At 43.8% G+C, this 22209-nt stretch carries 17 protein-coding genes; 1 reads left to right on the top strand and 16 read right to left on the bottom strand.

Annotated features, from left to right (window positions below):
- Nucleotides 1–32: 32 nt before the first annotated feature.
- Complete coding sequence (locus B7721_RS01715; protein ID WP_084877215.1) at nt 33–1313, bottom strand: glycoside hydrolase family 125 protein; 1281 nt, start codon at nt 1311–1313, stop codon at nt 33–35.
- A gap of 170 nt (nt 1314–1483) precedes the next feature.
- Between B7721_RS01715 and B7721_RS01710 the strand changes: the two genes are divergently transcribed.
- Entirely contained in the window at nt 1484–3571 is a 2088-nt protein-coding gene (locus tag B7721_RS01710) for a GH92 family glycosyl hydrolase (protein WP_084877213.1), read from the top strand.
- Between the two features lie 36 nt (nt 3572–3607).
- Here B7721_RS01710 and B7721_RS01705 read toward each other — a convergent pair whose 3' ends face one another.
- The 15 genes from B7721_RS01705 to B7721_RS01635 form a co-directional block, all read right to left on the bottom strand.
- A complete protein-coding gene (locus B7721_RS01705; RefSeq protein ID WP_162283471.1) occupies nt 3608–5287 on the bottom strand; it encodes an alpha-L-fucosidase in 1680 nt (559 codons plus the stop codon).
- Between the two features lie 530 nt (nt 5288–5817).
- On the bottom strand, nt 5818–7323 hold the full coding sequence (adcA, locus tag B7721_RS01700) for a zinc ABC transporter substrate-binding lipoprotein AdcA (protein WP_084877210.1): 1506 nt from the start codon (nt 7321–7323) through the stop codon (nt 5818–5820).
- A gap of 9 nt (nt 7324–7332) precedes the next feature.
- Complete coding sequence (locus tag B7721_RS01695; RefSeq protein ID WP_084877208.1) at nt 7333–8139, bottom strand: metal ABC transporter permease; 807 nt, start codon at nt 8137–8139, stop codon at nt 7333–7335.
- Nucleotides 8132–8836, bottom strand: a complete 705-nt coding sequence (locus B7721_RS01690; RefSeq protein ID WP_001269483.1) for a metal ABC transporter ATP-binding protein — start codon at nt 8834–8836, stop codon at nt 8132–8134. Before B7721_RS01690 ends, B7721_RS01695 begins: the two co-directional genes overlap by 8 nt.
- A complete protein-coding gene (gene adcR, locus B7721_RS01685; RefSeq protein ID WP_084877206.1) occupies nt 8836–9276 on the bottom strand; it encodes a zinc-dependent transcriptional regulator AdcR in 441 nt (146 codons plus the stop codon). The genes B7721_RS01690 and adcR overlap by 1 nt, the downstream gene beginning before the upstream one ends.
- 148 nt (nt 9277–9424) lie before the next feature.
- Nucleotides 9425–11476 carry a cell surface ecto-5'-nucleotidase Nt5e gene (gene nt5e / locus B7721_RS01680; RefSeq protein WP_084877205.1) on the bottom strand — a complete coding sequence of 684 codons (2052 nt, stop codon included), beginning with the start codon at nt 11474–11476 and terminating at the stop codon, nt 9425–9427.
- Between the two features lie 142 nt (nt 11477–11618).
- Nucleotides 11619–12887, bottom strand: a complete 1269-nt coding sequence (gene dltD / locus B7721_RS01675; RefSeq protein ID WP_084877203.1) for a D-alanyl-lipoteichoic acid biosynthesis protein DltD — start codon at nt 12885–12887, stop codon at nt 11619–11621.
- Nucleotides 12880–13119 carry a D-alanine--poly(phosphoribitol) ligase subunit DltC gene (gene dltC / locus B7721_RS01670; protein WP_000351972.1) on the bottom strand — a complete coding sequence of 80 codons (240 nt, stop codon included), beginning with the start codon at nt 13117–13119 and terminating at the stop codon, nt 12880–12882. Before dltC ends, dltD begins: the two co-directional genes overlap by 8 nt.
- A gap of 13 nt (nt 13120–13132) precedes the next feature.
- Nucleotides 13133–14377: a D-alanyl-lipoteichoic acid biosynthesis protein DltB gene (dltB, locus tag B7721_RS01665; RefSeq protein WP_000970388.1), complete on the bottom strand. Its 1245-nt coding sequence runs from the start codon at nt 14375–14377 to the stop codon at nt 13133–13135.
- Nucleotides 14374–15924, bottom strand: a complete 1551-nt coding sequence (dltA, locus tag B7721_RS01660; RefSeq protein WP_084877201.1) for a D-alanine--poly(phosphoribitol) ligase subunit DltA — start codon at nt 15922–15924, stop codon at nt 14374–14376. The genes dltB and dltA overlap by 4 nt, the downstream gene beginning before the upstream one ends.
- A gap of 20 nt (nt 15925–15944) precedes the next feature.
- On the bottom strand, nt 15945–16076 hold the full coding sequence (locus B7721_RS01655; protein ID WP_008276434.1) for a teichoic acid D-Ala incorporation-associated protein DltX: 132 nt from the start codon (nt 16074–16076) through the stop codon (nt 15945–15947).
- Nucleotides 16077–16300: 224 nt separating this feature from the next.
- Complete coding sequence (locus tag B7721_RS01650; protein WP_084850071.1) at nt 16301–17005, bottom strand: MIP/aquaporin family protein; 705 nt, start codon at nt 17003–17005, stop codon at nt 16301–16303.
- 70 nt (nt 17006–17075) lie between these two features.
- A complete protein-coding gene (glpO, locus tag B7721_RS01645) occupies nt 17076–18902 on the bottom strand; it encodes a type 1 glycerol-3-phosphate oxidase (protein WP_084877199.1) in 1827 nt (608 codons plus the stop codon).
- Nucleotides 18903–18965: 63 nt separating this feature from the next.
- Nucleotides 18966–20474, bottom strand: a complete 1509-nt coding sequence (gene glpK / locus B7721_RS01640; RefSeq protein ID WP_000076796.1) for a glycerol kinase GlpK — start codon at nt 20472–20474, stop codon at nt 18966–18968.
- A 156-nt stretch (nt 20475–20630) separates the two neighbouring features.
- Nucleotides 20631–22058 (bottom strand): helix-turn-helix domain-containing protein, encoded by a 1428-nt coding sequence (locus B7721_RS01635; RefSeq protein WP_084877197.1) that lies wholly within the window; start codon nt 22056–22058, stop codon nt 20631–20633.
- Nucleotides 22059–22209: the final 151 nt, after the last annotated feature.

Here is a 22209-nt window from a genome sequence, read left to right as displayed (position 1 = left end):
CTGACATGGTTTGAAGAGATTTTCGAAGAGTATTAGCGAATATCCAGGTAATCCAAGACTAATTCACAGAACATCATGTTGGCCCAAGAAAACCATTCACGTGAGTAAAGCGTTGGGTCGTCCACGTGGAAGCTTTCATGCATGACACCTGTGCCACCATCGCAGGCAACGAGCTGATCGAGTAAGAATTTCTTCTCTGCCTTATCTCTTGTTGTCAAGCCTTGGATAGAGAGGGCAATGGGCCAGATATAGCGATAGAAGGTATGAGAACTTCCGAGACCGCTAGCGTATTCTCCTTGGTAGAAGTATGGATTTTCAGGGCTCAGAATAGTGCGGCGTGTGGCTTGATACACTTCGTCTTCAATGTCGCAATAGCCCAGATAAGGCGCCGCCAGCAGACTTGGTACATTTGGGTCATCCATGATGCTAACATTCCCTAAACCATCCACTTCAAAGGCGTAAATCTTTTCACCCTTGCTGTTGGTTGTGTAGGCGTAATTTTCGATGCCTTCTTGGATTTCAGCTTGCAGGCGTTTAGCGTCTGCCACGATGTTTTGGCTATCAGCTAGATCCAGTTCTGCAAAGATTTCTTGCACATAACCCAAGACTACTACAGCAAACATATTTGACGGAATCAAGTAGCTATACTGACAGCAGTCATCACTCGGACGAAAAGCTGACCAGGTCATACCTGTCACCGCAAAGGCAGGTCCAAAACCATCATTTACCAGAGTATCTTCCTTGCGGTCTGTATCCCGAACGAAACGATAAGGAGAATTGTTGTGGTCTTGTTCCACCGTCCAAAGATGAAGAATTTCCTTGGTCGCTGTGACAAAAGTCTCATCAAACTGACTGGTCTCGCCAGTCTCTTTCCAAAGGAGATAAGCCAGCTGCAAAGGATAGCAAAGCGAGTCCACCTCGTACTTGCGTTCCCAAATCCAGCCATTAAGGTCAGTGTGGTCAGTCTCGTGGTGGCCCTTCCAGTTTTCCTCAATGTTAAAGGAGTTGGCATACGGATCTTTGAGTACTAGGGTCATTTGACGCTTGACCAAACCTGCAATGGTCTGACGCAAGAGAGGATCTTTTTTTGCCACATGCAGGTAGGGTCTAAGTTGGGCTGTCGAATCCCGAAGCCACATGGCAGGAATATCCCCTGTGAGTACAAAGGTTGAACCATCTTCTAGGATCTCAACCGTATTGTCCAAGGTGTCTGTATAGCAACGCTCAAAGACATCCACCCACTCCGGATGGTTCTTGGCCCGCTCTGCTACTTCATCCAGCCATTCTCTAACAATTTCTTTCGAATAAATCATCTTGCAGTTTCCTCTTTCAAACAAGTTTCATGTTCAGTATATAGTTTTTGAGACAGAAAATACATACACAAATGATAGTCATTTTTCTACAAAATTGCTTACTTTCGAACCCCGTATCTAAAGGTCTCATTTTTCTGATATAATGTAGAAAAACAGCTAAAGGAAATACCATGAAACCACTACTTGAAACCATCGATACCCGCTTTGGTACTGCTAGCAAGCATGCCTTTTCTCGGGGAAATACCCTGCCCTACACAGGCGTCCCTTTCGGAATGAATTATTTTGTGCTCCAGACCAGCGATCAGGAGGGAGCTTGGTTTTTCGAACCACATCTGCCCATCTTTCAAGGGATTCGATTAACCCACCAGCCCAGTCCTTGGATTGGCGACTACTCTTGGCTGCTTCTGACACCTGTCACCGGCCAGCTTGGGGGAGATAGCCTCTTTCACCGTCAATCCTCCTATGATATGGATAAGGCCTCTTTCCAACCTCATTATCTGAAGATTTTCTCCCTGCGCTATCAGATTGAAACCCAGCTTACACCGACTTGCTATAGCGCTTCTATTCGCCTAGAGCAAAAGCAAGGTAAAGCCCTCTCCCTCTATCTTCACGCAGCAGATGAACTGACAGTGGAGCAAGTAGATAAGCGAACTCTGGCCCTAAGACAAGAAGGTAAAACAGAGACCAACAAAAGTCCTCTGATACTGTTTACTGCCCTACAAATGAATACAGATATTCTTGCTGTCAGCCAAGAAGAGGGAGACTGGCGAATTGACTTAGCAGACAGTCATGCTGAGATTCAGCTAGCGACTTCTTTCATATCGCCTTCTCAAGCTCTGCTTAATCTACCTCAAGAAGATTTTGATAGCTGTAAAGCAAGTGCAAAAGCAGATTGGGAAGAACTCCTCCATCGTTTTGACGTTATCGAGACTGGAGAGGCTGACCGAACCTTCTTTGACCACTGCCTTTACAGACTCTTCCTCTTCCCGCAGACTTTTTATGAGGTTGATGAATCAGGGAAAGCCATCCACGTGGATCTGGCTACTGGTACTGTCAAGCCCGGTGTCCTCTTTAGCAACAATGGTTTCTGGGATACCTTCCGCACCACCTTCCCCCTCTTTGCCCTTGTCATACCAGAACACTATCACCGCTTTTTAGAAGGTTTCCTCAATAGCTACCGCAATACTGGTTTCCTGCCAAAATGGCTGGCCCCAGACGAGCATGGCATGATGCCTGGTACTCTATTGGACGGCATTATCGCAGATAGCGCCTGCAAGGACATGGCTATCGATTTGGAAGAAAAACTCCTCCAAGCCATGCTTGAAACAGCCAGCAAGTCCGACCCTCTCGGCATCAATGGCCGTCACGGATTAGCCCAATACCAAGAACTGGGCTACCTCTCTACCGACTACCACGAAAGCGTCAGTCATACCCTAGACTACGCCTATAGTGACTTTTGTATCGCCAGCTGTGCCGATAAGCTAGGGAAAATAGACATAGCTGAAACCTACATGGATACGTCCCAAAATTACCGCCATCTATTTGACACTGAAACAGGCTACATGCGAGCGCGAGACAATCAAGGAAACTTTCGCCCTGACTTCTCTCCTTATAGTTGGGGACGCGACTACGCTGAATGCTCTGCCATTCAAGCGACTTTAGGGGTCCTCCACGACATCCCAGGTTTGCGACAACTTATGGGCGGAAAAGAAGCCTTTAGCAACTATCTTTTGAAAGCCTGTCAGGATGCTCCCCTCTTTGAGACGACTGGTTATGGTTACGAGATTCATGAAATGAGCGAGATGGCAACAGCTCCCTTTGGACAACTCGCCATCTCTAACCAGCCTAGCTTCCACATACCTTATCTCTTTCGCTACAGCGACTACACTGACTACACTGCTCTACTCATCAAAACCTTGCGTCAGAAAGCCTTTCACCCCAGCTGGGAAGCCTATCCTGGCGATGAGGACAATGGCAGTCTCTCTGCTTGGTACATCTGGTCAGCTCTTGGATTCTACCCGACCTGTCCAGGCAAACCAAGTTACGATCTCGGAATTCCTCTCTTTGACCACCTCCGTATCCACCTAGCTAAGGAAAATAAATGGCTGGATATCCATGCCGAGCAAAACCACAGCCACTTCAACTTTGTCAAAGAATGCCGATTGGACAAGACCATAGTATCTAGCCTTCAACACCAAGACCTCTTGAAAGCTGAGCAACTGTCCTTCACTCTCAGTTGGTTACCAAATCACTCATAACCAAAAGAACCTTTGCATCGCGCAAAGGTTCTTCTTTTATGAAACCTGGACCTGAAGCTGGTCAACCAGCTGCCCATCTACCGTCAAATTCAGATAAAAATCTAAGCTTTTATCTCCTGAAAAATACAAGGTTGGTAGCGTTAGCCTTTTTTCAGTCTCGCCAACTTGAAACGCAAGGACTTGAATCTCGTCCCGATAGGCGACACCATGCACACCCGTCCCTGGTTGAATCGAAATCTTAGCTTCTAAAGGACTGCTAGATTCTATGCGCTTCACTGTAAAGTGGACATTTTCTCCCTTGGTCACAGCTAGACTTTTTTCTGAGAACTCTAGTTGCTGAACAGCTTCTTTTTTCGACAAGGTGGGTGTTTTATAGAGTGAAATCTTGGTTAACAAAGGCAAAGCCTGTGCCTCTGTAATGGTCACACGTATCTTCTGCGCCTCAACGACTGATCCTCGTAAGAGACGTTTGTAGCCAACAGTATAACCAGATCCAAACTCCTGCCAGACACCATTCAACTCTACCTGAACATGAAAAGCAGCGATGCGTTGCCCCAACTTCAAATCTTCTCTTAACTCAATCACATCAAAAGTTTTAGGTGATCCTAAATCGAGCTCTAATTGGATTGGCAACTCTGCATCACTTGCCCAAGAACTAGCCTCCAGTCCATCTGTCAGATGATGACAAGCAAAGTCTGGTGATAGAGCAGGGCCAGATACCTTGGCTCCCAGAGCTAAATCTTCCCTATAGAGTGTGTCACGGTAGGCAGCAAATTCATACAGTCGCCGGATATCCTTTTCGTCAAAGAGTCCTTCTTGGTTTGGCGGAATATTGAGTAAGAGAGGTGTACCCAGACCCACCGAGTGAAAGTAGATTTCGACCAATTCCTCGAGAGACTTGGGGTCCTGATCCTCATGGTAAAACCAGCCCGGCCGAAGAGAAACATCTGCCTCACCGATTGAAAATAGCGTCCCCGAGGGATCTCCATGCTGTAGATAATCTACTTCCGCCTCAGTCCCCAACTGGTCGGGTTTGACTTTTTGCCACAAGGGATCCCCTGCATAACCTCGTTCATTGCCAATCCAGCGAATACTGGTTCCCTCAGTTGAGAAAATCAAACAATCATCCTGCAAGTCACGAATGGTTTCAAACCAGGTCTCAAACTCATAGTTGACCTTCTGGGCCCCTTCGCCTCGAGCACCATCCATCCACACCTCAGAGAACTTCCCGGCATTCCCATAGGCGGAATTTGACAAGATTTCCTTCAACTGAGCCAGATAGTAGGCATTGTAGTCCGCTTCTCGGTCCACGTGATAGAGGGGACTGTGAGCATCCCAAGGAGACAAATACACTCCCAAATCCATGTCAAACTCAGTCGCAGCTTTGGAAACCTCAAGGAGCAAGTCCCCCTTTCCATCCCTCCAAGGGCTAGCCTTGACCGAATAATCTGTGTAAGCTGACGGATAGAGGACAAAACCATCGTGGTGCTTCACCACCAAAATCAGCTTTTTAAAACCTGTTTCTTTGAGTACCCGAACCCATTCACGCGCATCTAACTTGGTCGGGTTAAAACACTTGGGATCCTCTTGCCCACTTCCCCATTCTTGGTCATAAAAGGTATTGGGGCCAAAATGGATAAAGGCAGCTAGTTCATCCTCTAAATAAGCTAGCTGGGCCTGACTTGGTAATGGTCCATGCGGTTTTATTTTCGTCATCATCTCACATCTCTTTCTCTTGTTCACAAAGTTATCCACAGATTGTGGATAAGAAAATATTCCTAAAAACTAGTTTCTCCAGAATCCAGCTCTTAGACTTGGAAGCTTTCACCCTAAACAGACCTTTGTCAAATAGCTCTGTACTAGGGTTCTGATAGCTCTCTAGCAAGTCACTAATATACGGAACTATTCTTAGGATGCTTCATCGCCCTGGATTATATATCATTTCCCCCTAGACTTATCCACAGACTGTGAATAAACTATTGTTCCAGACTGCTCTCTCCTTGACTATAACAAAAAGCGATAGCAACGTCAAGATGACTAAGATCCCTTCCTAAATCCCCTGAAAAGATTCTATAATTTGTACAATCGTAGCTTTTACATTCTTCAGCTAGTGAGAATCAGCCAATAGATAATGACTTCTTTATCACATTGTGAACAGTACATCTGTGATACTATAACGCCCATAGCCTACTCAGATAATCGTTTCTAGCAAAAAATCCCGCAGATTTGCGGGATTCTCTCTTGCATCAATGCGCCAACATTTCTTGGGCGATTTCTTGACCAGATAGGTTATCTGGGTAGTAGGTTGGCCAGTTATCCATCTCTTCAAAGAGGGCTTCTTGGCTGGTACCTCCAAAGAAGATATGGAAATGTTCTGCTTTAACTGGGGCGATATTGTGGTCACTAAACTGAACATACTTGAACTGTCCAGCATCCGCATCTGTCGCTTCAAAGAGGAAGCGCACGCCACGATTGCCTTTCTTATAAGTCAAGATTTTCTTGCCGACATACTTGTAGGTGAATTTCTTGCTTTGGCCACCTTGAACAAATTCCATAGTGTTATCCGTGATGTTGATTTTGGTCACATCTGTCTGATAGCCTTTTCTATAGTAGGCCTTATACTCCTCCTTGGTCATCTTACCAGTCAACTTAGCCTTGTAGTCAAAGACTTGATCAAAGGTTCCATCCTCAAGGAAAGGATAAACTGACTGCCAGTTGCCTACATAGTCACTCAAGGTACGGTCTTTGACATCTGCATCCTCAAAGTAACCATTGTGAACTGTCTTGGTATTTTCTTCCTTCTCTGGCTCGATTTCTGGTCCTTCTTGGTCCGTTGTCTGTTTCAAAGCCTTGAGGTTTTTCTCCATCACGGAGATATAGTCCTCACCAGCCTTGGTTGCTTCTTCTGTCAGACTTTCTAGCGGATTGAGCACGTCTAGTTTGACACCTGTTTCTTTTGAGAGTGTATTAGCTAGGGCTTGTGAGGCATTTTCTTCAAAGTAGATATAAGAAATCTTGTTTTTCTTGATATACTCTGTCAATTCTGCCAAACGTGCTGCTGATGGCTCTGCATCTGGTGAGAGACCTGAGATGGATACTTGCTTGAGACCGTAGTCCAAGGCAAGGTAGTTAAAGGCAGCGTGCTGGGTCACAAAGCTCTTTTGTTTGGCTTGAGAGAGACCATCTGTGTAGGCCTTATCCAAGACTTGCAATTTTTCGATATAGGCAGCCGCATTCTTCTCAAAAGTCTCTTTTTTATCAGGATAATCTGCTGACAAGCTGTCACGGATATGTTCTACTAGTTTAATGGCGCGTGCTGGTGAAAGCCAAACGTGGGGATCGTAGTCGTGATGGTGACCTTCACCACCATGATCATGCCCTTCCTCTTCTTCTTCACCACCTGGCAAGAGGAGCATATCACCTGTCGCCTTGATGGTTTTCACTTTTTTCTTATCCAAAGACTCTAGCAATTTAGGAACCCAAGTTTCCATATTTTCATTTTCATAGACAAAGGTATCTGCGTCTTGGATTTTGGCAACTGCCTTGGCAGACGGTTCATACTCATGGGGTTCTGTACCAGCACCGATTAGAAGTTCTACATTAGCAGTATCTCCTGCGACTTGTTTGGTAAATTCGTAGACAGGGTAAAAGGTTGTCACGATATTTAGCTTCCCATCTGCCTGTTTTTGATTGGAACAAGCCACTAAAAACAGGGCACATAGACTAGCCAGTAGTAAGCTAATTTTTTTCATTTGATTCTCCTATTTGATAAAACGTTTCAGTAGACTGACTAACAAAAAGACAGCTACAAAGATAATGGTGATACTAGCGCTAGCAGGGGTTTCTGCATAGTAGGAAATATAAAGTCCTGCCACCATTCCCAAAAAGCCAATCGCACTGGCTAGTAACATAACGGATTTGAAGTTTTTCCCCAGACGAAGGGCAATACTAGCTGGCAAGACCATAATGGTTGACACCAAAAGGGCTCCTGCTGCTGGAATCATGAGGGCAATGGCCACCCCTGTCACCATGTTAAAGAGGATAGACATAGTGCGGACAGGTAGCCCATCTACAAAAGCCGTGTCCTCATCGAAGGTCAGGATGTACATAGGACGTAAGAACAAGAAAGTCAAGAGCAAAACGACTGCAGCAATGACAAAGAGGGCAATGACCTGCTCCTCACTGATAGTCACAATCGAACCAAAGAGGTATTGATCCAGACTCATGGAACTCGAACTTTTCCCCTTACTCATCACGATAAGGGAGACTGCAAGCCCTGTCGACATGAGGATGGCAGTCCCGATTTCCATAAAGTTCTTGTAAACCGTACGGAGATACTCCAGAAAGACCGCAGCTATCAAGACAATGACAATGGTCGAAATAGTTGGAGAAATCCCCAAAACCAGACCAAAGGCAACCCCTGACAAGGAAACGTGACTGAGAGTATCACTCATCAAACTCTGACGACGTAAGATAAGGAAGGTCCCAAGAACTGGTGAAAAGAGACTCATAGCAATGACCGCCAAGAAGGCACGCTGCATAAAGTCATAGGATAACAAACTAAGCATGTTCCACCTCCTGGTCGCTTTCGTGAACGTTGAAACAACGCCACGGCGAATCTTGGTTACGAACCAGATGGATATTGCGATCCGCATAGTCCTTGACCTCCTCAGGGTCATGGGTAATCATCAAAACAGCCTTGCCATGATGGTGGGCACTATGGTGCATGAGTTCGTAAAATTCATTTTTGCTTCCAGCATCCATCCCTGTCGTCGGCTCATCCAAGACAAAAATATCTGGGTCAGAAGCAAACATCCGGGCAATCACTGCTCGTTGCTTTTGGCCTCCCGAGAGGGAGCCAATTCGTTTGTCACGGTGTTCCCACATACCAACTGAGTCTAGACTGGCCTTGATATGTTCCTCATCATGAGCATTCAAGCGACGGAACCAGCCCTTTCGCGGATAGCGACCCGACTTGACAAATTCATAAACCGTACTTGGAAAGCCAGCATTAAAACTAGCTATCTGCTGGGGAAGATAGGCTATCCTAAGTTTTTTCCCATGAGTATTTGTCTTTGAGATGGTTACCTTGCCAAATCTTGGCTGCAAGATGCCTAGGCTCGCCTTGATAAGCGTCGTCTTGGCAGCTCCATTTTCACCAGTCAGGGTGACAAACTCCCCACTATCAACACTATAGTTGATATGTTCGAGGACAGGTTCCTTGTCATAATAGAAAGACAAGTCCTCTACTGTAATATACCTCATTATTTGATTTCTCCTACTAAAGCAGTTAAAAACCGCTGAATCACTTCTTGTTCATTTGGAGTAAACTGACTTGCTACTTGTTCATAGGCTAAGAGCGTGTGTTCATGATGATGGTGGTGTTCCTCTGCTACTGGTCGAGCTAGTTCTGTCAGTTGGTAAAAGATCACACGCGCATCCTTTGGATCTCTGGATGTCTTTAACATGCCCTCTTTGACCAAAGACTTGATAGCCTTGGTCACTGCCGCCTGACTGACATTAAGGCGACGGGCCAACTCCGAGTTGGTTAGGGATTCTTTTGACAAGAGCATGAGGATGTGTTCCTGAGTATTGGTCAAGGCAACGTCACTCGTGCAATGCCCGATCAGAATTTCATGCTGGTTCTCAGATCTCAAGATCACCTCGTTTAAAAAATTGTCGATTTCCTGTGCAAGCTGTCTCATGTGTTACTCCTTCCCTAGCTATCTTTTTCGTAAAAAATAGAGATAGCCACCGATTCTTTACTGGTTAATTATATCATAAACCAAAAAAGAGTCAAGGGAAAAAGGCGTAAAAACGTTCCCCTAGACTCTTCTAGATATTAAATTTAACCTATTTTTGTTTTGGTTTTCGGCTCGATAAGATACCTGCCAAACCAGCTACCATTCCCATCAAGAGCAAGAAGATGGACTGTGCACTTCCTGTATTTGGGAGGGCTTTTTCTGAGACAACTGCTTTCTTGCTAAATTGACCTGCCACCTCATAAGTCAATGGCACATTTGTAGTCGCATCGTTAGTAGCCGCATTCGTTTGAGGCGTTTCTACTGGCAGACTAAAAGTTGTAGAATCCACAGAAATCGTCCGTGAGTTTGGATTGATCTTTTCATACTGGGTCAAATCAGCTGTTTTCAGATACTCTTCAAAGGCTGCATCCATAGAAGGACCTTCTTCTCGCGCACCACCTAACATCGTGTAGCCATCGCCACCTGCAGCTAGGAAATCATTGGTTGCAAGATAGTAGGTTTTTGCGAGGTCTAGGAGATCATAACGACCAGTTGTGCGGTTTTTGACCTGGATGGCCAAGACACGTTTACCTGATGGTAGGTTGGTATCATAGTAGACCTTCACACCTGAAACTTGCAAGAAGCCACCACTTGGTTCTAGCAATGGTTGTCCGTTCTCATCCAAGACCTTCTTGCCATCCTTATCGACCTGCAAGATAGAACCGAGTGACTTTTCAAACATATCCAAAACTTGTTGCCCAGTCACTTGGATTTGTGAGATGGTATTTCCAAATGGAAGAACGGCAATGACATTTCCTTTAGTGATCGGTTTGCCTTTTGCAATAGTTTCACGCAAGCCACCACCATTTGTCACAGCGATGTCTGTCGGATGGCTAAATCCTGTTTGACCATACTGATAGAGGGAGTCCGCAACGACGTTTCCGAGGTTAGTTTCACGAACCCGAACATTTTCACGATCTCCGTTGAGTTCTACAGGGCTGTTTGAAACGACTTCAACAGCATTTTCAGCATCGTATTTTTGTTTAATGTCTTTGACTAGTTTTTCAACTGTTGAATTAGCTGGTAATTTTTTAGCATCAGCAGCCGGAATCTGAGTTGGATTGCCCAAAAGCTGACGTGATTTGTAGGTGATTTTTCCTACATTATGAAGGTAGCTTCCCGTCTGGTTATAGGTAACATTATCTCCATAGGTCGTTGATTCTACTGTATGAGAGTGACCATCGATTACTGTTACGCGTTTCCCTTTCAAACGAGGATTTTTAGACAAGGCTTCTGCCAAGGTTGAACCACGCCATTCGACTGGGGTTGTGGTATCCACACCCAAGTGAGCCAGCACAACATAGTGTTTGTAGTCCTTACCTTCTGCACGCGCCTTGGCTTGAACTTCTTCGATGACCTTATTGACCTCAGAGATTGGATCTGTAAAAGTTACCCCTTTAATGTTTTTAGGGTGAGTTTTGGTTGCTGTTTCGGGTGTTGTCACGCCGATTACAACAAACTCATCACCTTCCACAGTCTTATCTTTATCAACGATTGTAGAAGCTTCAAAAAGACGAGCTCCATTGACGTAGGTATTTGAGCTAAGTAATGGGAATTTCAAGATTTCCTTGTATTTCTTAGCTTCGTCCAAACCAAAGTCAAACTCATGATTTCCTACTGCCATGGCATCATACTGCATCTTATTAAGAATTTCGGCGCGTGCTTCACCCTTTGTAGAGTTGGAAATCGGTAAACCTTGGAAAGCGTCTCCCGCATCTACGACGAGAGTCGTTTGATTTGATTTTGCGCGTTCCTGCTCAATGACAGTCGCTAACTTAGCATCACCAATTACTCCCTTTTCCTCTACAATACGACCATGGACATCATTGGTGTGTAAGATAACAGTGTCCTTTTCTTCGCTTTTAGGAGATTCAGCAGGAACTGTCGGAGCTTCTGCAGGTGCAACTGCTTCTGAAGTCGCCGAAGTTTCCGGTACCGCAGGGCTCTCAACAGGAGCTGGAGTCGCCGACGTAGCAGGAGTCGCTACAACAGCTGAACTTTCTGCAGGAGTCGTTGCTTCTTCAGCATAGACTTGTCCAGCTAAGAAGGCTGGAGCTAACAGGGCTGTCGATAAGACAGGTAACAAAGAACGTTTGTTCATTTTAAAATCCCTTTCTTTTCTTTTTCTCTTTTATATTATACGCTATTTCTAAAAATTTTGAAACTTTTGACCTATTTTTATCTTAAATATTCGCCATTTAAACAAAAAAGTCTGGGTTCAAATCCCAAACTTTTAACTCTTTTTATTGGAAATCTTTGATATTCCCATCATAGGTCGCCCAGTCCTTGCTAAAGAAGCGGTCATTCATCTTGTAGTCTGGAGCTGGTTTCGGATCCGTCAAGAAAGGATTGACAACCTTATCAAAAGCCAGCCAACCTAACCATCCTAGATGAATGGTGTCCTTAACAAAATAAGGGTCCCCTCCATTTTTTGAAAAATCAGCAATATGGGTAAAACCCTGACTTTCTAACTGGTAACGAATTTTCTCCACTGCATGCTGGTACATCTCTTCGCTGAGTCCTGTGTACTCCATCCACTTCTTGTTAACCGGCTGAATGACAAAGAGCACATTGACATTCGACTTAGCAAATTGATTGAGGACCAGCTGCAAATCATTATATTCAGAGGACTTGAGGAAGTTGTAATTTTTTTGATACCCTTCCCATTTTTTTAAATCCTTTTGAATCTCTCTCGTATAGAAATGATTTTCCATCCCCATATCGTTATTGGTCGTATTTGCTTCTGCGTCCTTACGAACAATTTTTTCTAACTCATCATAAGAAAATTGATCCGGAAGATCTTTTAAATAGTTCTCCACGTGTTCCTTGTACTTGAGTTGTCCTCGAATGGAGAATTGTCCAAAGAGAGCGGATTGTTTTTCGTTGAATCGCGCAAAAATATCAATAGCAACCTGATCAACATCTGATAATTCTTCACCCTTTGACAGTTTTTGAACAATGCTTTTTAATGCAACATTAGGATTCTGCTTTAACAATCGAATAGCCGCATGCTTTGCAGCAATGTCACCAGATTGATTCCCCAAAAAAGCTGTCAATTGGTCACTGTTAAAAAATCTCTGAAACGCTGCGGGTTCATAATCTGTCTCCGTAAACCACTGAGGCGAAATCACAAATACAGCCTGCTTATTCTCTATTTCTGGCAAAATTTGCTGTAGACCAAAATATTGATTTAGAGAGGCTGCTCCTGCTTGACCTAGAAAGTAAGGACGATAGGGACGATGGTATTTTTCCGCTAAAACAGCTGGATGGACACTATCAAATCGAATCCATTCACTAGACCCTAGAAAAGGAATAAAACGCATATTTGGATCCGTAAGAGCCCTTACTTTTTGGCTTCTCTCTTTAAAACTCTCTGCACTAACAGAAGCCGCTGAGTATTTCTCCTCCGTCAGATTATGGCTTGTTGTACTTGGATAAAAAAAGATGAGCAGAAGAACCAATAATCCAGCAATGAAGATAGGTCCGAAAATCAGCCACAAGCGTTTAAGCATTCTTCAACTCCGTAATGCCTTCTACGATTTTATTAGCCGTATTCCAGTCATCACGACCGAACTCCGTCACTGGAACACGAATGTCAAAACGGTTTTCAATCTCCACAATCAATTCAACCGTTCCCATGCTATCCAAGACACCGGCATCAAAAAGATCTTCATCCATCATGTCAGAAACATCTTCCATAAACAACTCATCAATAATTTCAATAACTTCTGATTTGATATCCATTTTTTACATCCTTTTATTTTTTAAACCATAAATCATTCAAAAATCCAGAAAAGATTAAGAATGAAACCATCACGACATGGAAGGTGACAACCATGCCAAGTAACTGAATCCAGCGATTCTCAGGTAAGGAACCCTTTCCAGCTTTTTTCCGTTCTTTATTGAGCGCTTTTTTCTTACGAACCCAAGCGTCATTGATGACTAGCCCAATCCCATGAAAAAGCCCGTAGGCGATATAGTACCAGGTCACACCATGCCAAAATCCCATAATCAGCATATTGAGAATATAGGCTACACTTGAGGTCACATTGCGATTTTTAAAGACCTTCTTTCTGGTCAACACCATGACCATCCGCATAAAGACAAAATCACGGAACCAGAAAGACAGACTCATATGCCAGCGATTCCAAAACTCTTTTAAATCCCTTGACAAAAAGGGCTTGTTAAAGTTGATAGGACTATGAATCCCCATCAAGTTTGAAATGGCTAAGGCAAACATAGAGTAGCCCGCAAAGTCAAAGAAGAGCTCCAGACCAAAGGTGTACATGACCGCTAAAGCGTAGAGGTTAAAGAAACCACCTGTCTGCAAGGCCAAATTTTTCAGCGGAGGCAATAATGTCTCTCCTAAAATGTGAGCCAAGATAAACTTGTAGAGGAAGCCAAGCATGATATATTTGACAGCCTCTTCTAGCATATCCATCAGCTCATCCCGCTCAGGAATGGTCTCGTAATTTTCATTGAAGCGTTTAAAACGATCAATGGGACCACTTGAGAAAGTCGGCATAAAGAGAAGAAAACGTAAGAATTGCCAGATCGTTAATTCCTTGATGACACCGTCTCTCAACTCAACGATAACCCCAACTGCACGAAAGGTCAAGTAAGAAATCCCTAAAAATCCAAACAAAGATTGAGGTCCATGAATAGCAGGAGATACTTTCACAAAGACGATTGGCAATAGGGATAAAAAGCTAACCAGGTAAAATATCCATTTACTATCCCGTTGTTTCCTGTACCTTTTGTAGAAAGATACAAGAAGTACTTGCCAGATAACATAAAGGATAAGAGCGATTATTTGATTCGTCTTTCCACCGACCAACATGGTGACGATAAAGAAGAGACTAACGAGCACCTCGTACAAGGCAAAACGTTTCTTGAAAAAAAGACCAATAAAGATAGGTAAAGTCGCAGCAATTACGTATAAAAAGTACTGAAGATCACCATAAGGTTCCAAATGAGGTAGCTGTTTATAAAGCTCCATCATCTACTGTTTACCTCATTGATCAAGCCTTTGATGTCAATCTTACCATTAGGAGTCAGCGGTAGGCTGTCCCGATAAAGGAATTTCGATGGCATCATATAAGACATCATGATATCTGCCAAGTCTTCCTTGATAGCCTTGGTAATATCGATATCACGCTCAAACTGCTGACGGACACCATCTTTTAGGATGACATAGGCCAGTAGATTTTGTACCTTGTGGTCCTTGTTATAACGTGGGACAGCAACAGCCGACTCGATAAAGCGAGACTTGTTGAGGTTTTGAGAGACATCTTCAAGCTCAATACGATAACCATTAAACTTAATCTGGAAATCCATTCGTCCACCATAGAGAAGCAAGCCCTCATCTGTCATGGTTCCTACATCCCCTGTGTGGTAGGCTGGCAGACCTTCAAACTCAAAGAAAGCTTCTGCCGTTTTTTCAGGATTATTCATATAACCTTTTGAAACAGCTGGCCCAGAAACGATAATTTCTCCCTGTTCACCATTTGGAACTTTCTTACCTTCCTCATCAATGACAAAGGTCGGAGAATCCGCCTTGGTATAGCCAATTGGCAGGCGTTTGAGAGTCTTCAACATCTCGTCTGTTACAGCAACTGCTGACAAAGCTACTGTCGCTTCTGTTGGACCGTAGGCATTGATAATACAGGCATTTGGGAAACGCTCACGCAGTTTTTGAGCTGTTTTGACCGTCAATTCTTCACCATCAAAGTAGAAATGCGTGATTCCTGGCATTTTCTCACTGTTAAAGTCTTCTGACAACATGGCCATATCTGCAAAGGACGGTGTTGAGGTCCAGATAGCAATCGGCAGTGAAAAGATGGTCGCAAAGAGTTTTTTGAAGTCCTGAGTAATGGCTGAAGGAAGAGCGAAAAGCGTGCCACCAAGTGCCAAAGTCGGTGCCCAGTACATGACAGATAGGTCAAAAGAATAAGGGGGTTGAGCCAGCATTTGCGGACGACTTGGCGTCGCAAATTCCTTATCTGTAATCATCCAGTTGGTAAAGCTGAGGAGATTATCATGGGAGATCTGCACTCCCTTTGGCTTACCAGTCGTACCTGAAGTAAAGATGATGTAGTAGTTGTCATCCCCCTTGACTGGATGGGTCATCTCGTAGCTAGAAGCTTGAGCAAAAGCTTCATGGACTTGCTCTAAATTCAGCATTGGTGTGCTAGTTTGCTCTAATGGAAAATCTGAGATAGCAATAATCAAGCTTGGCTCTGCAACTTCTACGATAGCAGAAACTCGTTCCAAGGCCGAATGGCTATCAATTGGAATGTAGGCATGACCTGACTTAGTTAGCGCTACAAAGGTAGCCAACATCTCATATTCCTGACCACCAAAAACGACGACTGGAGATTTCTCAGGCAATCCTAGTTGGTCGATGGCTACAGCCAAACTATCCGAATCAGCCTTCAGATCACCATAAGTATGTTCTTGACCTAAAACATTGTAAACAGGATATGTTGGTTGCGTTTGAGCGAAGTGCTCGATCGTTTCAATCATATCTTTTATCGGTTTATTAGACACTGTTCCTCTTCTCCTTTAAACTAGAACTCATTATAAATAAAGGTGCCTTGGCTCTGACCAAGGTAACTAAAAAAATAAAGCAAACCAAGTAAGATTACAAAATATAGAGCCGTCCGGCCTAAGAATACATGTAAATTTCGTTGTTTTTTCATAAGCTATCCATTAATATATTATTTCTATTAGCTATCAGTATGTATTGTTAGCATCTTATCTTCCTAACATTTTACCACTTTATCAACCTTTTTTTCAACTGTTTACCATAACTTAAAAATTGGTTTTAGCTTATTTTAAGATAAGTTAAAATATTAATGTTTTGGCCATCAAAAAAGAGCCTGAGATTTCCATCTCAAACTCTGTTGCCAATCACTCTTTTATCTTAGAAAAGTGAAAATACGAGAACTGCTAGGGCCGCACCAACAATAGGTCCTACAACAGGAATCCAAGCATAAGACCAGTCCCCGTCTCCCTTGTTTGGAATTGGCAAGATGCTGTGCATGATACGAGGTCCAAGGTCACGAGCTGGGTTCAAGGCATAACCCGTTGTCCCACCTAGTGAAAGACCGATACCGACAATCAACGTTCCCACTGCAAAGGTCCCTAAACCGGCTTGAAGGTCATAGAGTCCCAAGGCAAAGATTGTCAAGAGCAAAACAAAGGTACCAAGGATTTCGCTAACCAAGTTGGATACTGTGTTCTTGATTGCTGGTCCAGTACTGAAAGTTGCTAGGATATTGCCTGCATTTTCTTCTGCCTCATAATGCGGTTTGAATTGCAACCAAACCAAAATCTGAGCCACCATCGCTCCTGCGAATTGGGCTAGGATATAAGGGAAAACAGAACCCCAAGAGAGCGTTCCTTTTAAGGCCATAGCAAACGTCACAGCTGGATTTAGGTGGGCTGGACTGAGCGTGCCAGATACAAAGGCCGCAACGGCTACAGCAATTCCCCATCCCATAGTAATCACAATCCATCCTGAATTGTTGCTCTTAGTTTTGGGAAGAACCACACCTGCAACAACACCATTTCCTAGGAGAATCAGGATTAAGGTCCCCAAAAATTCTCCAAATAATTCTTTCATCATATCTTTGTCTCCATTTAAAAGAAGGGACGGGGCGACAAGGAATGCTGCCCTCCCTCTCTTCTAGTTTTTCTTAATTTTTTAGTTCTGCTAGATCGTTTTGAGCAAGAGCTGCTTTGACATCCGCACGGTAGGCTGCTTTTTCTTCTTCGGTCCAATCATAGAATCGTCCCATTTCATCCAGAACTGGCTCAACGATGCTATCTAAACTATCACGCATAAAGAGCATGTGGTTGGTACGACGAAGAAGAAAGTCAACTGGGCTCAGAGCCAACTCATTGCGCATTGCATAGTGAAGTGACAAAGTGTCTGCCAAGCTGAGTCCTGGCGCTTGTTCCAAGCTGTGAGCAAGGGCAAAGACTTTCGGTGCATTTGAACCGTAAAGATTTGCAAGATAGTGGGCTTCCTTGCTATCCAAACCACGTGAAACTCCAAGTTGAGCAAAGGCTTCGATTTCTGAGTCCACATTTGCTGGGTTCAATTCTCCACCTGAAACAGGATAAGTCTTAGAGTTGATGAGTTTAAAGCTACGGTCAAATTCGGTTTTGAGGATGTCAACCACGCGCTCCATAGCCCCTTCTGCCATCTTACGGTAGTCTGTGATTTTACCACCAGCAAGGGTCAAGAGGCCATTATCATCACGGTCCAAGCTCGAACCACGAGAAACTGCAGATGGATCCAAATGTTTCTCAGATGTGCTGCTTTCAAGCTTGCTGACAGCAGATTCAACATCTTCACGCGTTTTTTCTTTCGATAAATAAGCTTCGACAGTTGCAATCAAGCTATTGAAGCTTTCATCACTAATGGTTCCGTTATTTCCGCCATTGTAGTCAGAAGCGCTATTGCCTGCAATCAATGGACGAAGACCAGCCCAGCTGCTTTCGATATCGTCAATTGTGATATTTGCTTCTGGGAAACGGTTGTTGACAATGCCAAGTAGGTAATCTACATCTTCCTGCGTCACTTTTGGATGTTCCAAATCGCCTGTGTAGTCTGTATCCGTTGTACCAAAGTAAGTCTTGTTTTCACGTGGAAGAACAAAGACCATACGCCCGTCTCCCAAACCTGTGTCAAAGTAAACCGGCTGTGAAACCTTGATCTTGCTTGAATCCACTACCAAGTGAACTCCCTTAGTTGGACGCATTTGTGAGAATTGTGTTCCCTTATTAAACAAATTACGTACCTTATCGCTCCAAGGACCTGTCGTGTTGATAACCAGACGAGCCTTAATTTCCAAGACTTGGTCTGTCAACAAATCACGAGCTACAACACCTGTAATCTTGCCACTTTCGTCAAAGAGGAAGCCTTCTGCCTTAACGTGGTTGGCAATGAGTGCACCGTCTTGGTTGGCACGTTTAATGTTTTCAATCACGAGACGCGCATCGTTATTACGGAAGTCAAGGTAAACCCCACCTCCTACCAAGCCTTCTTTCTTCAAGTTTGGCTGGCGTTCCAAGACTTCTTCCTTACTCAAGACCTTGTTAGCAGCTGGTGTGTTGTTAACACCCGCCAAAAGGTCGTACAAGTCCATGGCTACTTTGAGACGGAAGAGGCTAAAGGTCGCTCCATCTTCATCGTAAACTGGCAAGAGCATTGGATCTGGTTTTGGAATATGTGGAGCAATTTGTTGAACCACCGCACGTTCAGAAACTGTATCTGATACCACTTCTACGTCGAATTGTTTGAGGTAACGCAGGCCTCCGTGGACCAATTTTGTTGAACGGCTGGATGTCCCTTCTGCGAAGTCCTGCATTTCAATCAAACCTGTGTCAAGACCACTAGCTGCTGCCTGCAAGGCTACACCAGCTCCTGTAATCCCCCCACCAATAATCAAAAGGTCCAGGGTGCGTTCCTGCATTTTTTTAATTGACAATTCACGTGTTTTCTTTGAAAATTCCATATTTACACACTTTCTAACTGAGTCGTTTCATTCTTAAGCTGATCATTGCATCAAGAAACAGTATTAGTCGTCGATTTCCGCAAAGACTTGCGTTGCTTTCACAGCCTTCTTCCAGCCCTTGTAGAGTTGTTCCTTGCGCGATTCGTTCATGGATGGCTCAAAGAGTTCTCCTGTCTCGTTCAAGAGTTTCAACTCGTCCAAATCCTTCCAGTAACCCACTGCCAAACCAGCTAGGAAGGCTGCTCCTAGGGCAGTTGTTTCCAAGTTTTTAGCACGGGCAATATCGATTCCCAAAATGTCAGCCTGGAACTGCATGAGGAAGTTGTTCATAGCAGCACCGCCATCGACTTTGAGGACTTGAATAGCAGTCTGAGCGTCCACTTGCATGGTATCGATGATGTCACGCACTTGATAAGCGATAGATTGCAAAGTTGCCTTGATAAAGTCTTCTTTGCTTGTTCCACGAGTTAAGCCAAAGACCGAACCACGAGCATTTTGGTTCCAATATGGAGCACCTAGACCTGTAAAGGCAGGTACGACATAAACTTCGTCATTGTTGTGAGAATTGAGAGCATATTTTTCAGACTCTGGTGAGTTTTCCACCATGCGAAGACCATCACGAAGCCACTGAATGGCACTTCCTGCGATGAAGATAGAACCTTCCAAAGCATAATAAACCTTGCCGTTGATTCCGTAACCAATCGTTGTCAAAAGGTTGTTTTCAGACAACTGCATCTCTTCACCAGTATTCATAATGATGAAAGAACCTGTTCCATAAGTATTCTTGACCATACCAGGTTCAAAGGCCAACTGACCGAAGAGGGCTGCCTGTTGGTCCCCGGCCATACCTGAAATTGGCACTTCTCCACCGTAGAAATGGAATGGAGCAGTCTTGCCGTAGATTTCAGAGTTAGAACGAACTTCTGGAAGCATAGCCTTCGGAATGTTGAGGATTTCTAAAATCTCATCATCCCATTTGAGTTCTTTAATGTTATAGAGCATGGTACGAGCTGCATTGGAATAGTCGGTCACGTGAGCCGCACCGTCAGTCAATTTCCAAACCAACCAAGTATCAATGGTACCAAAGAGCAATTCTCCTTTTTCTGCTCGCTCTTGAGCGCCTTCTACATGGTCCAATATCCAACGAACCTTGGTTGCAGAGAAGTAAGCATCGATGATCAAACCAGTCTTTTCATGGAATTTTTCCACATAACCTTGGCTTTTTAGTTGTTCAGCCAGAGGAGCTGTCTGGCGTGATTGCCAAACGATAGCATTGTAGATAGGGAGACCTGTTTTCTTATCCCAGACGACAGTTGTTTCACGCTGGTTGGTAATCCCGATGGCCTCGATTTGACTTGGTTTCACACCACTTTCGATGAAAGCACCCGCGATAACTGACTGAACAGAGTTCCAAATTTCATTGGCATTGTGTTCTACCCAGCCTGCTTGAGGGAAAATCTGAGTGAACTCTTTTTGACTAGAGCTGACCTTTTCTCCTTTTTTGTTAAAAATGATGGCGCGAGAACTAGTCGTTCCTTGGTCAATAGCCATGATGTATTTTTCTTGTGACATGTGCTGTCCTCCTGATAAAATCTTGAGGGGGTTCCTCTTTACAGTAACTAGTATACAAAATAAAGCGCTTTCTTGTTCATCAATTTTTTTTAAATTTTAAAAAAATGTGAGGAGATTGTGCGAATTTCACAAAAAAGACCTGAAAATTCAGGCCTTTTAAGCAAAGAGCATCTGACGAATCTTTGCCAAATCCTCCATATCCAAATCATTTTTTAAATAATAAACTGGTGTTTGTTCCTTCTTATGAATCGGGTTGTTGGTAATTAACAAATCATAATGTCGACTGGGGTCATAGGCTTCAATAGTAATGAAACGATTATATTCCAAATACCGTTTCAAAATGGCAGCCATCCTAGAAAAGACAAGAAAACCAGATGTCAAATCCAGACCAATCCTCATATGTTGGCCACCATTTTCTGCCATATACTCTATCAACTGGAGCCATTCCCAGAGAATTTTCTTATCCAAATCCGTCCCCTGTTGAAAGGCAGGCAAAATATGAAAAATTCTCTCTGCAGTTCCTCTAAAATCATGTTCCATCAGCAAATAGGGATGGCGATTCTCTGTCTGGTATCTGTACTGATCTTGCAAGATATAGCCCTTGTAGAGATAAACTTGACCACAAAGCTGACTGAGTTCATAGGTGACATGGTCCTCTGTGTAGTCCCCCAGCAGCTCCTCCTTCTTCATCTCTTGAATCAATTGCGTCAGCAAATCGGCTAACTGCCCTCCAAAACCAAGGATATACTCCATAGTATGAAGGGGCAAGATACGATGGGAAAGGAGAAATGAAAAGAATACCATCATCTCACCGTCCTCAGTTCCTAGAGGGGTGTGTTGCCCAGCAAAAAAGGACGGAGCCTTTCTCAGCAAACGAAGGTAGAAAATATTGTCAAAATACCCCTGCATTTTTTCTTCTATGACTTGAAACTGACAGGCATTGACCCGAAGACGCTGTTGACTGATGTGAGCCCAGAGAACCAAGTCCAATTTCTGACCTGAAGACAAGCTAGCACCACAGATTTCTTCTAAGCTGGCAATCTCTTGTTTTCTCTCAGCTTTCTGCATGTGACCTTCCCACTCCTGACTGGACCAAATCTTGCGAAAAAGGCAGAAATAGAAATAGCGAATCTGATGCTCCGGACCTCGCCAACGGCCATTTTGGATGGATAAGTCAAACTCTGACAAAATCTGATTTAGACTAGCTAAGTGGCGACCAAGCGTGGCCTCGCTAATCATCAATTCTTGAGCCAACTGATGAGCTAGAAACTGTTGGTGATAGAGAAGGTAAACCAAAATTTGGTACTTAATGGCATTGTCTAGAAACAAGCTCCGAATCTCTCTCCCCTTTGTGGCAGTACCGACAGACAAACGCAGATTTTCATCTTCCAAGTGGATGGTCAGCTCTAGCCCTCTTTCCAAGGCATTTTCGTTAATCAGAGAAATGTACTTGGTTAGGGTCACCTTTGAAAAACCTGTTTCTTCCATGGCTTCCTTGACGGTTGTCTGCGAATCTTGTAACAGAAAGGAAAGAACTAAAAATTGACCAGATTCTGCTTTTTCCATCAAATCGCCTAAATACATTTGTTACCCCTTTCATTTTCTCCTACAAGCATAGCATAAATCTTTCAAATGCTGAAATAATCTGTTTCTCATTTTATTTTAAGGCTGATTTCCTCGTCATTATTCCTCGGAAACAGCAAACACACGACTCCCCCTTTGGGCATTTTTATGC

This window comes from Streptococcus oralis subsp. oralis, assembly GCF_002096445.1.
GTDB classification, from domain to species: domain Bacteria; phylum Bacillota; class Bacilli; order Lactobacillales; family Streptococcaceae; genus Streptococcus; species Streptococcus oralis_N.
Note: the sequence above shows the minus strand (reverse complement) of the source record. Positions and strands in the feature narration are given on the sequence as shown.

Excerpts from the sequence above, each read along its gene's own strand:
- nt5e (WP_084877205.1), bottom strand. The coding sequence starts at position 11,476 with ATGAACAAACGTTCTTTGTTACCTGTCTTATCGACAGCCCTGTTAGCT.
- adcA (WP_084877210.1), bottom strand. The coding sequence starts at position 7,323 with ATGAAAAAAATTAGCTTACTACTGGCTAGTCTATGTGCCCTGTTTTTA.
- B7721_RS01635 (WP_084877197.1), bottom strand. The coding sequence starts at position 22,058 with ATGTATTTAGGCGATTTGATGGAAAAAGCAGAATCTGGTCAATTTTTA.
- B7721_RS01695 (WP_084877208.1), bottom strand. The coding sequence starts at position 8,139 with ATGCTTAGTTTGTTATCCTATGACTTTATGCAGCGTGCCTTCTTGGCG.
- B7721_RS01715 (WP_084877215.1), bottom strand. The coding sequence starts at position 1,313 with ATGATTTATTCGAAAGAAATTGTTAGAGAATGGCTGGATGAAGTAGCA.
- B7721_RS01705 (WP_162283471.1), bottom strand. The coding sequence starts at position 5,287 with ATGACGAAAATAAAACCGCATGGACCATTACCAAGTCAGGCCCAGCTA.
- B7721_RS01710 (WP_084877213.1), top strand. The coding sequence starts at position 1,484 with ATGAAACCACTACTTGAAACCATCGATACCCGCTTTGGTACTGCTAGC.
- adcR (WP_084877206.1), bottom strand. The coding sequence starts at position 9,276 with ATGAGACAGCTTGCACAGGAAATCGACAATTTTTTAAACGAGGTGATC.
- B7721_RS01655 (WP_008276434.1), bottom strand. The coding sequence starts at position 16,076 with ATGAAAAAACAACGAAATTTACATGTATTCTTAGGCCGGACGGCTCTA.
- B7721_RS01690 (WP_001269483.1), bottom strand. The coding sequence starts at position 8,836 with ATGAGGTATATTACAGTAGAGGACTTGTCTTTCTATTATGACAAGGAA.
- glpK (WP_000076796.1), bottom strand. The coding sequence starts at position 20,474 with ATGTCACAAGAAAAATACATCATGGCTATTGACCAAGGAACGACTAGT.
- glpO (WP_084877199.1), bottom strand. The coding sequence starts at position 18,902 with ATGGAATTTTCAAAGAAAACACGTGAATTGTCAATTAAAAAAATGCAG.
- dltB (WP_000970388.1), bottom strand. The coding sequence starts at position 14,377 with ATGATGGAGCTTTATAAACAGCTACCTCATTTGGAACCTTATGGTGAT.
- B7721_RS01650 (WP_084850071.1), bottom strand. The coding sequence starts at position 17,005 with ATGATGAAAGAATTATTTGGAGAATTTTTGGGGACCTTAATCCTGATT.
- dltD (WP_084877203.1), bottom strand. The coding sequence starts at position 12,887 with ATGCTTAAACGCTTGTGGCTGATTTTCGGACCTATCTTCATTGCTGGA.
- dltC (WP_000351972.1), bottom strand. The coding sequence starts at position 13,119 with ATGGATATCAAATCAGAAGTTATTGAAATTATTGATGAGTTGTTTATG.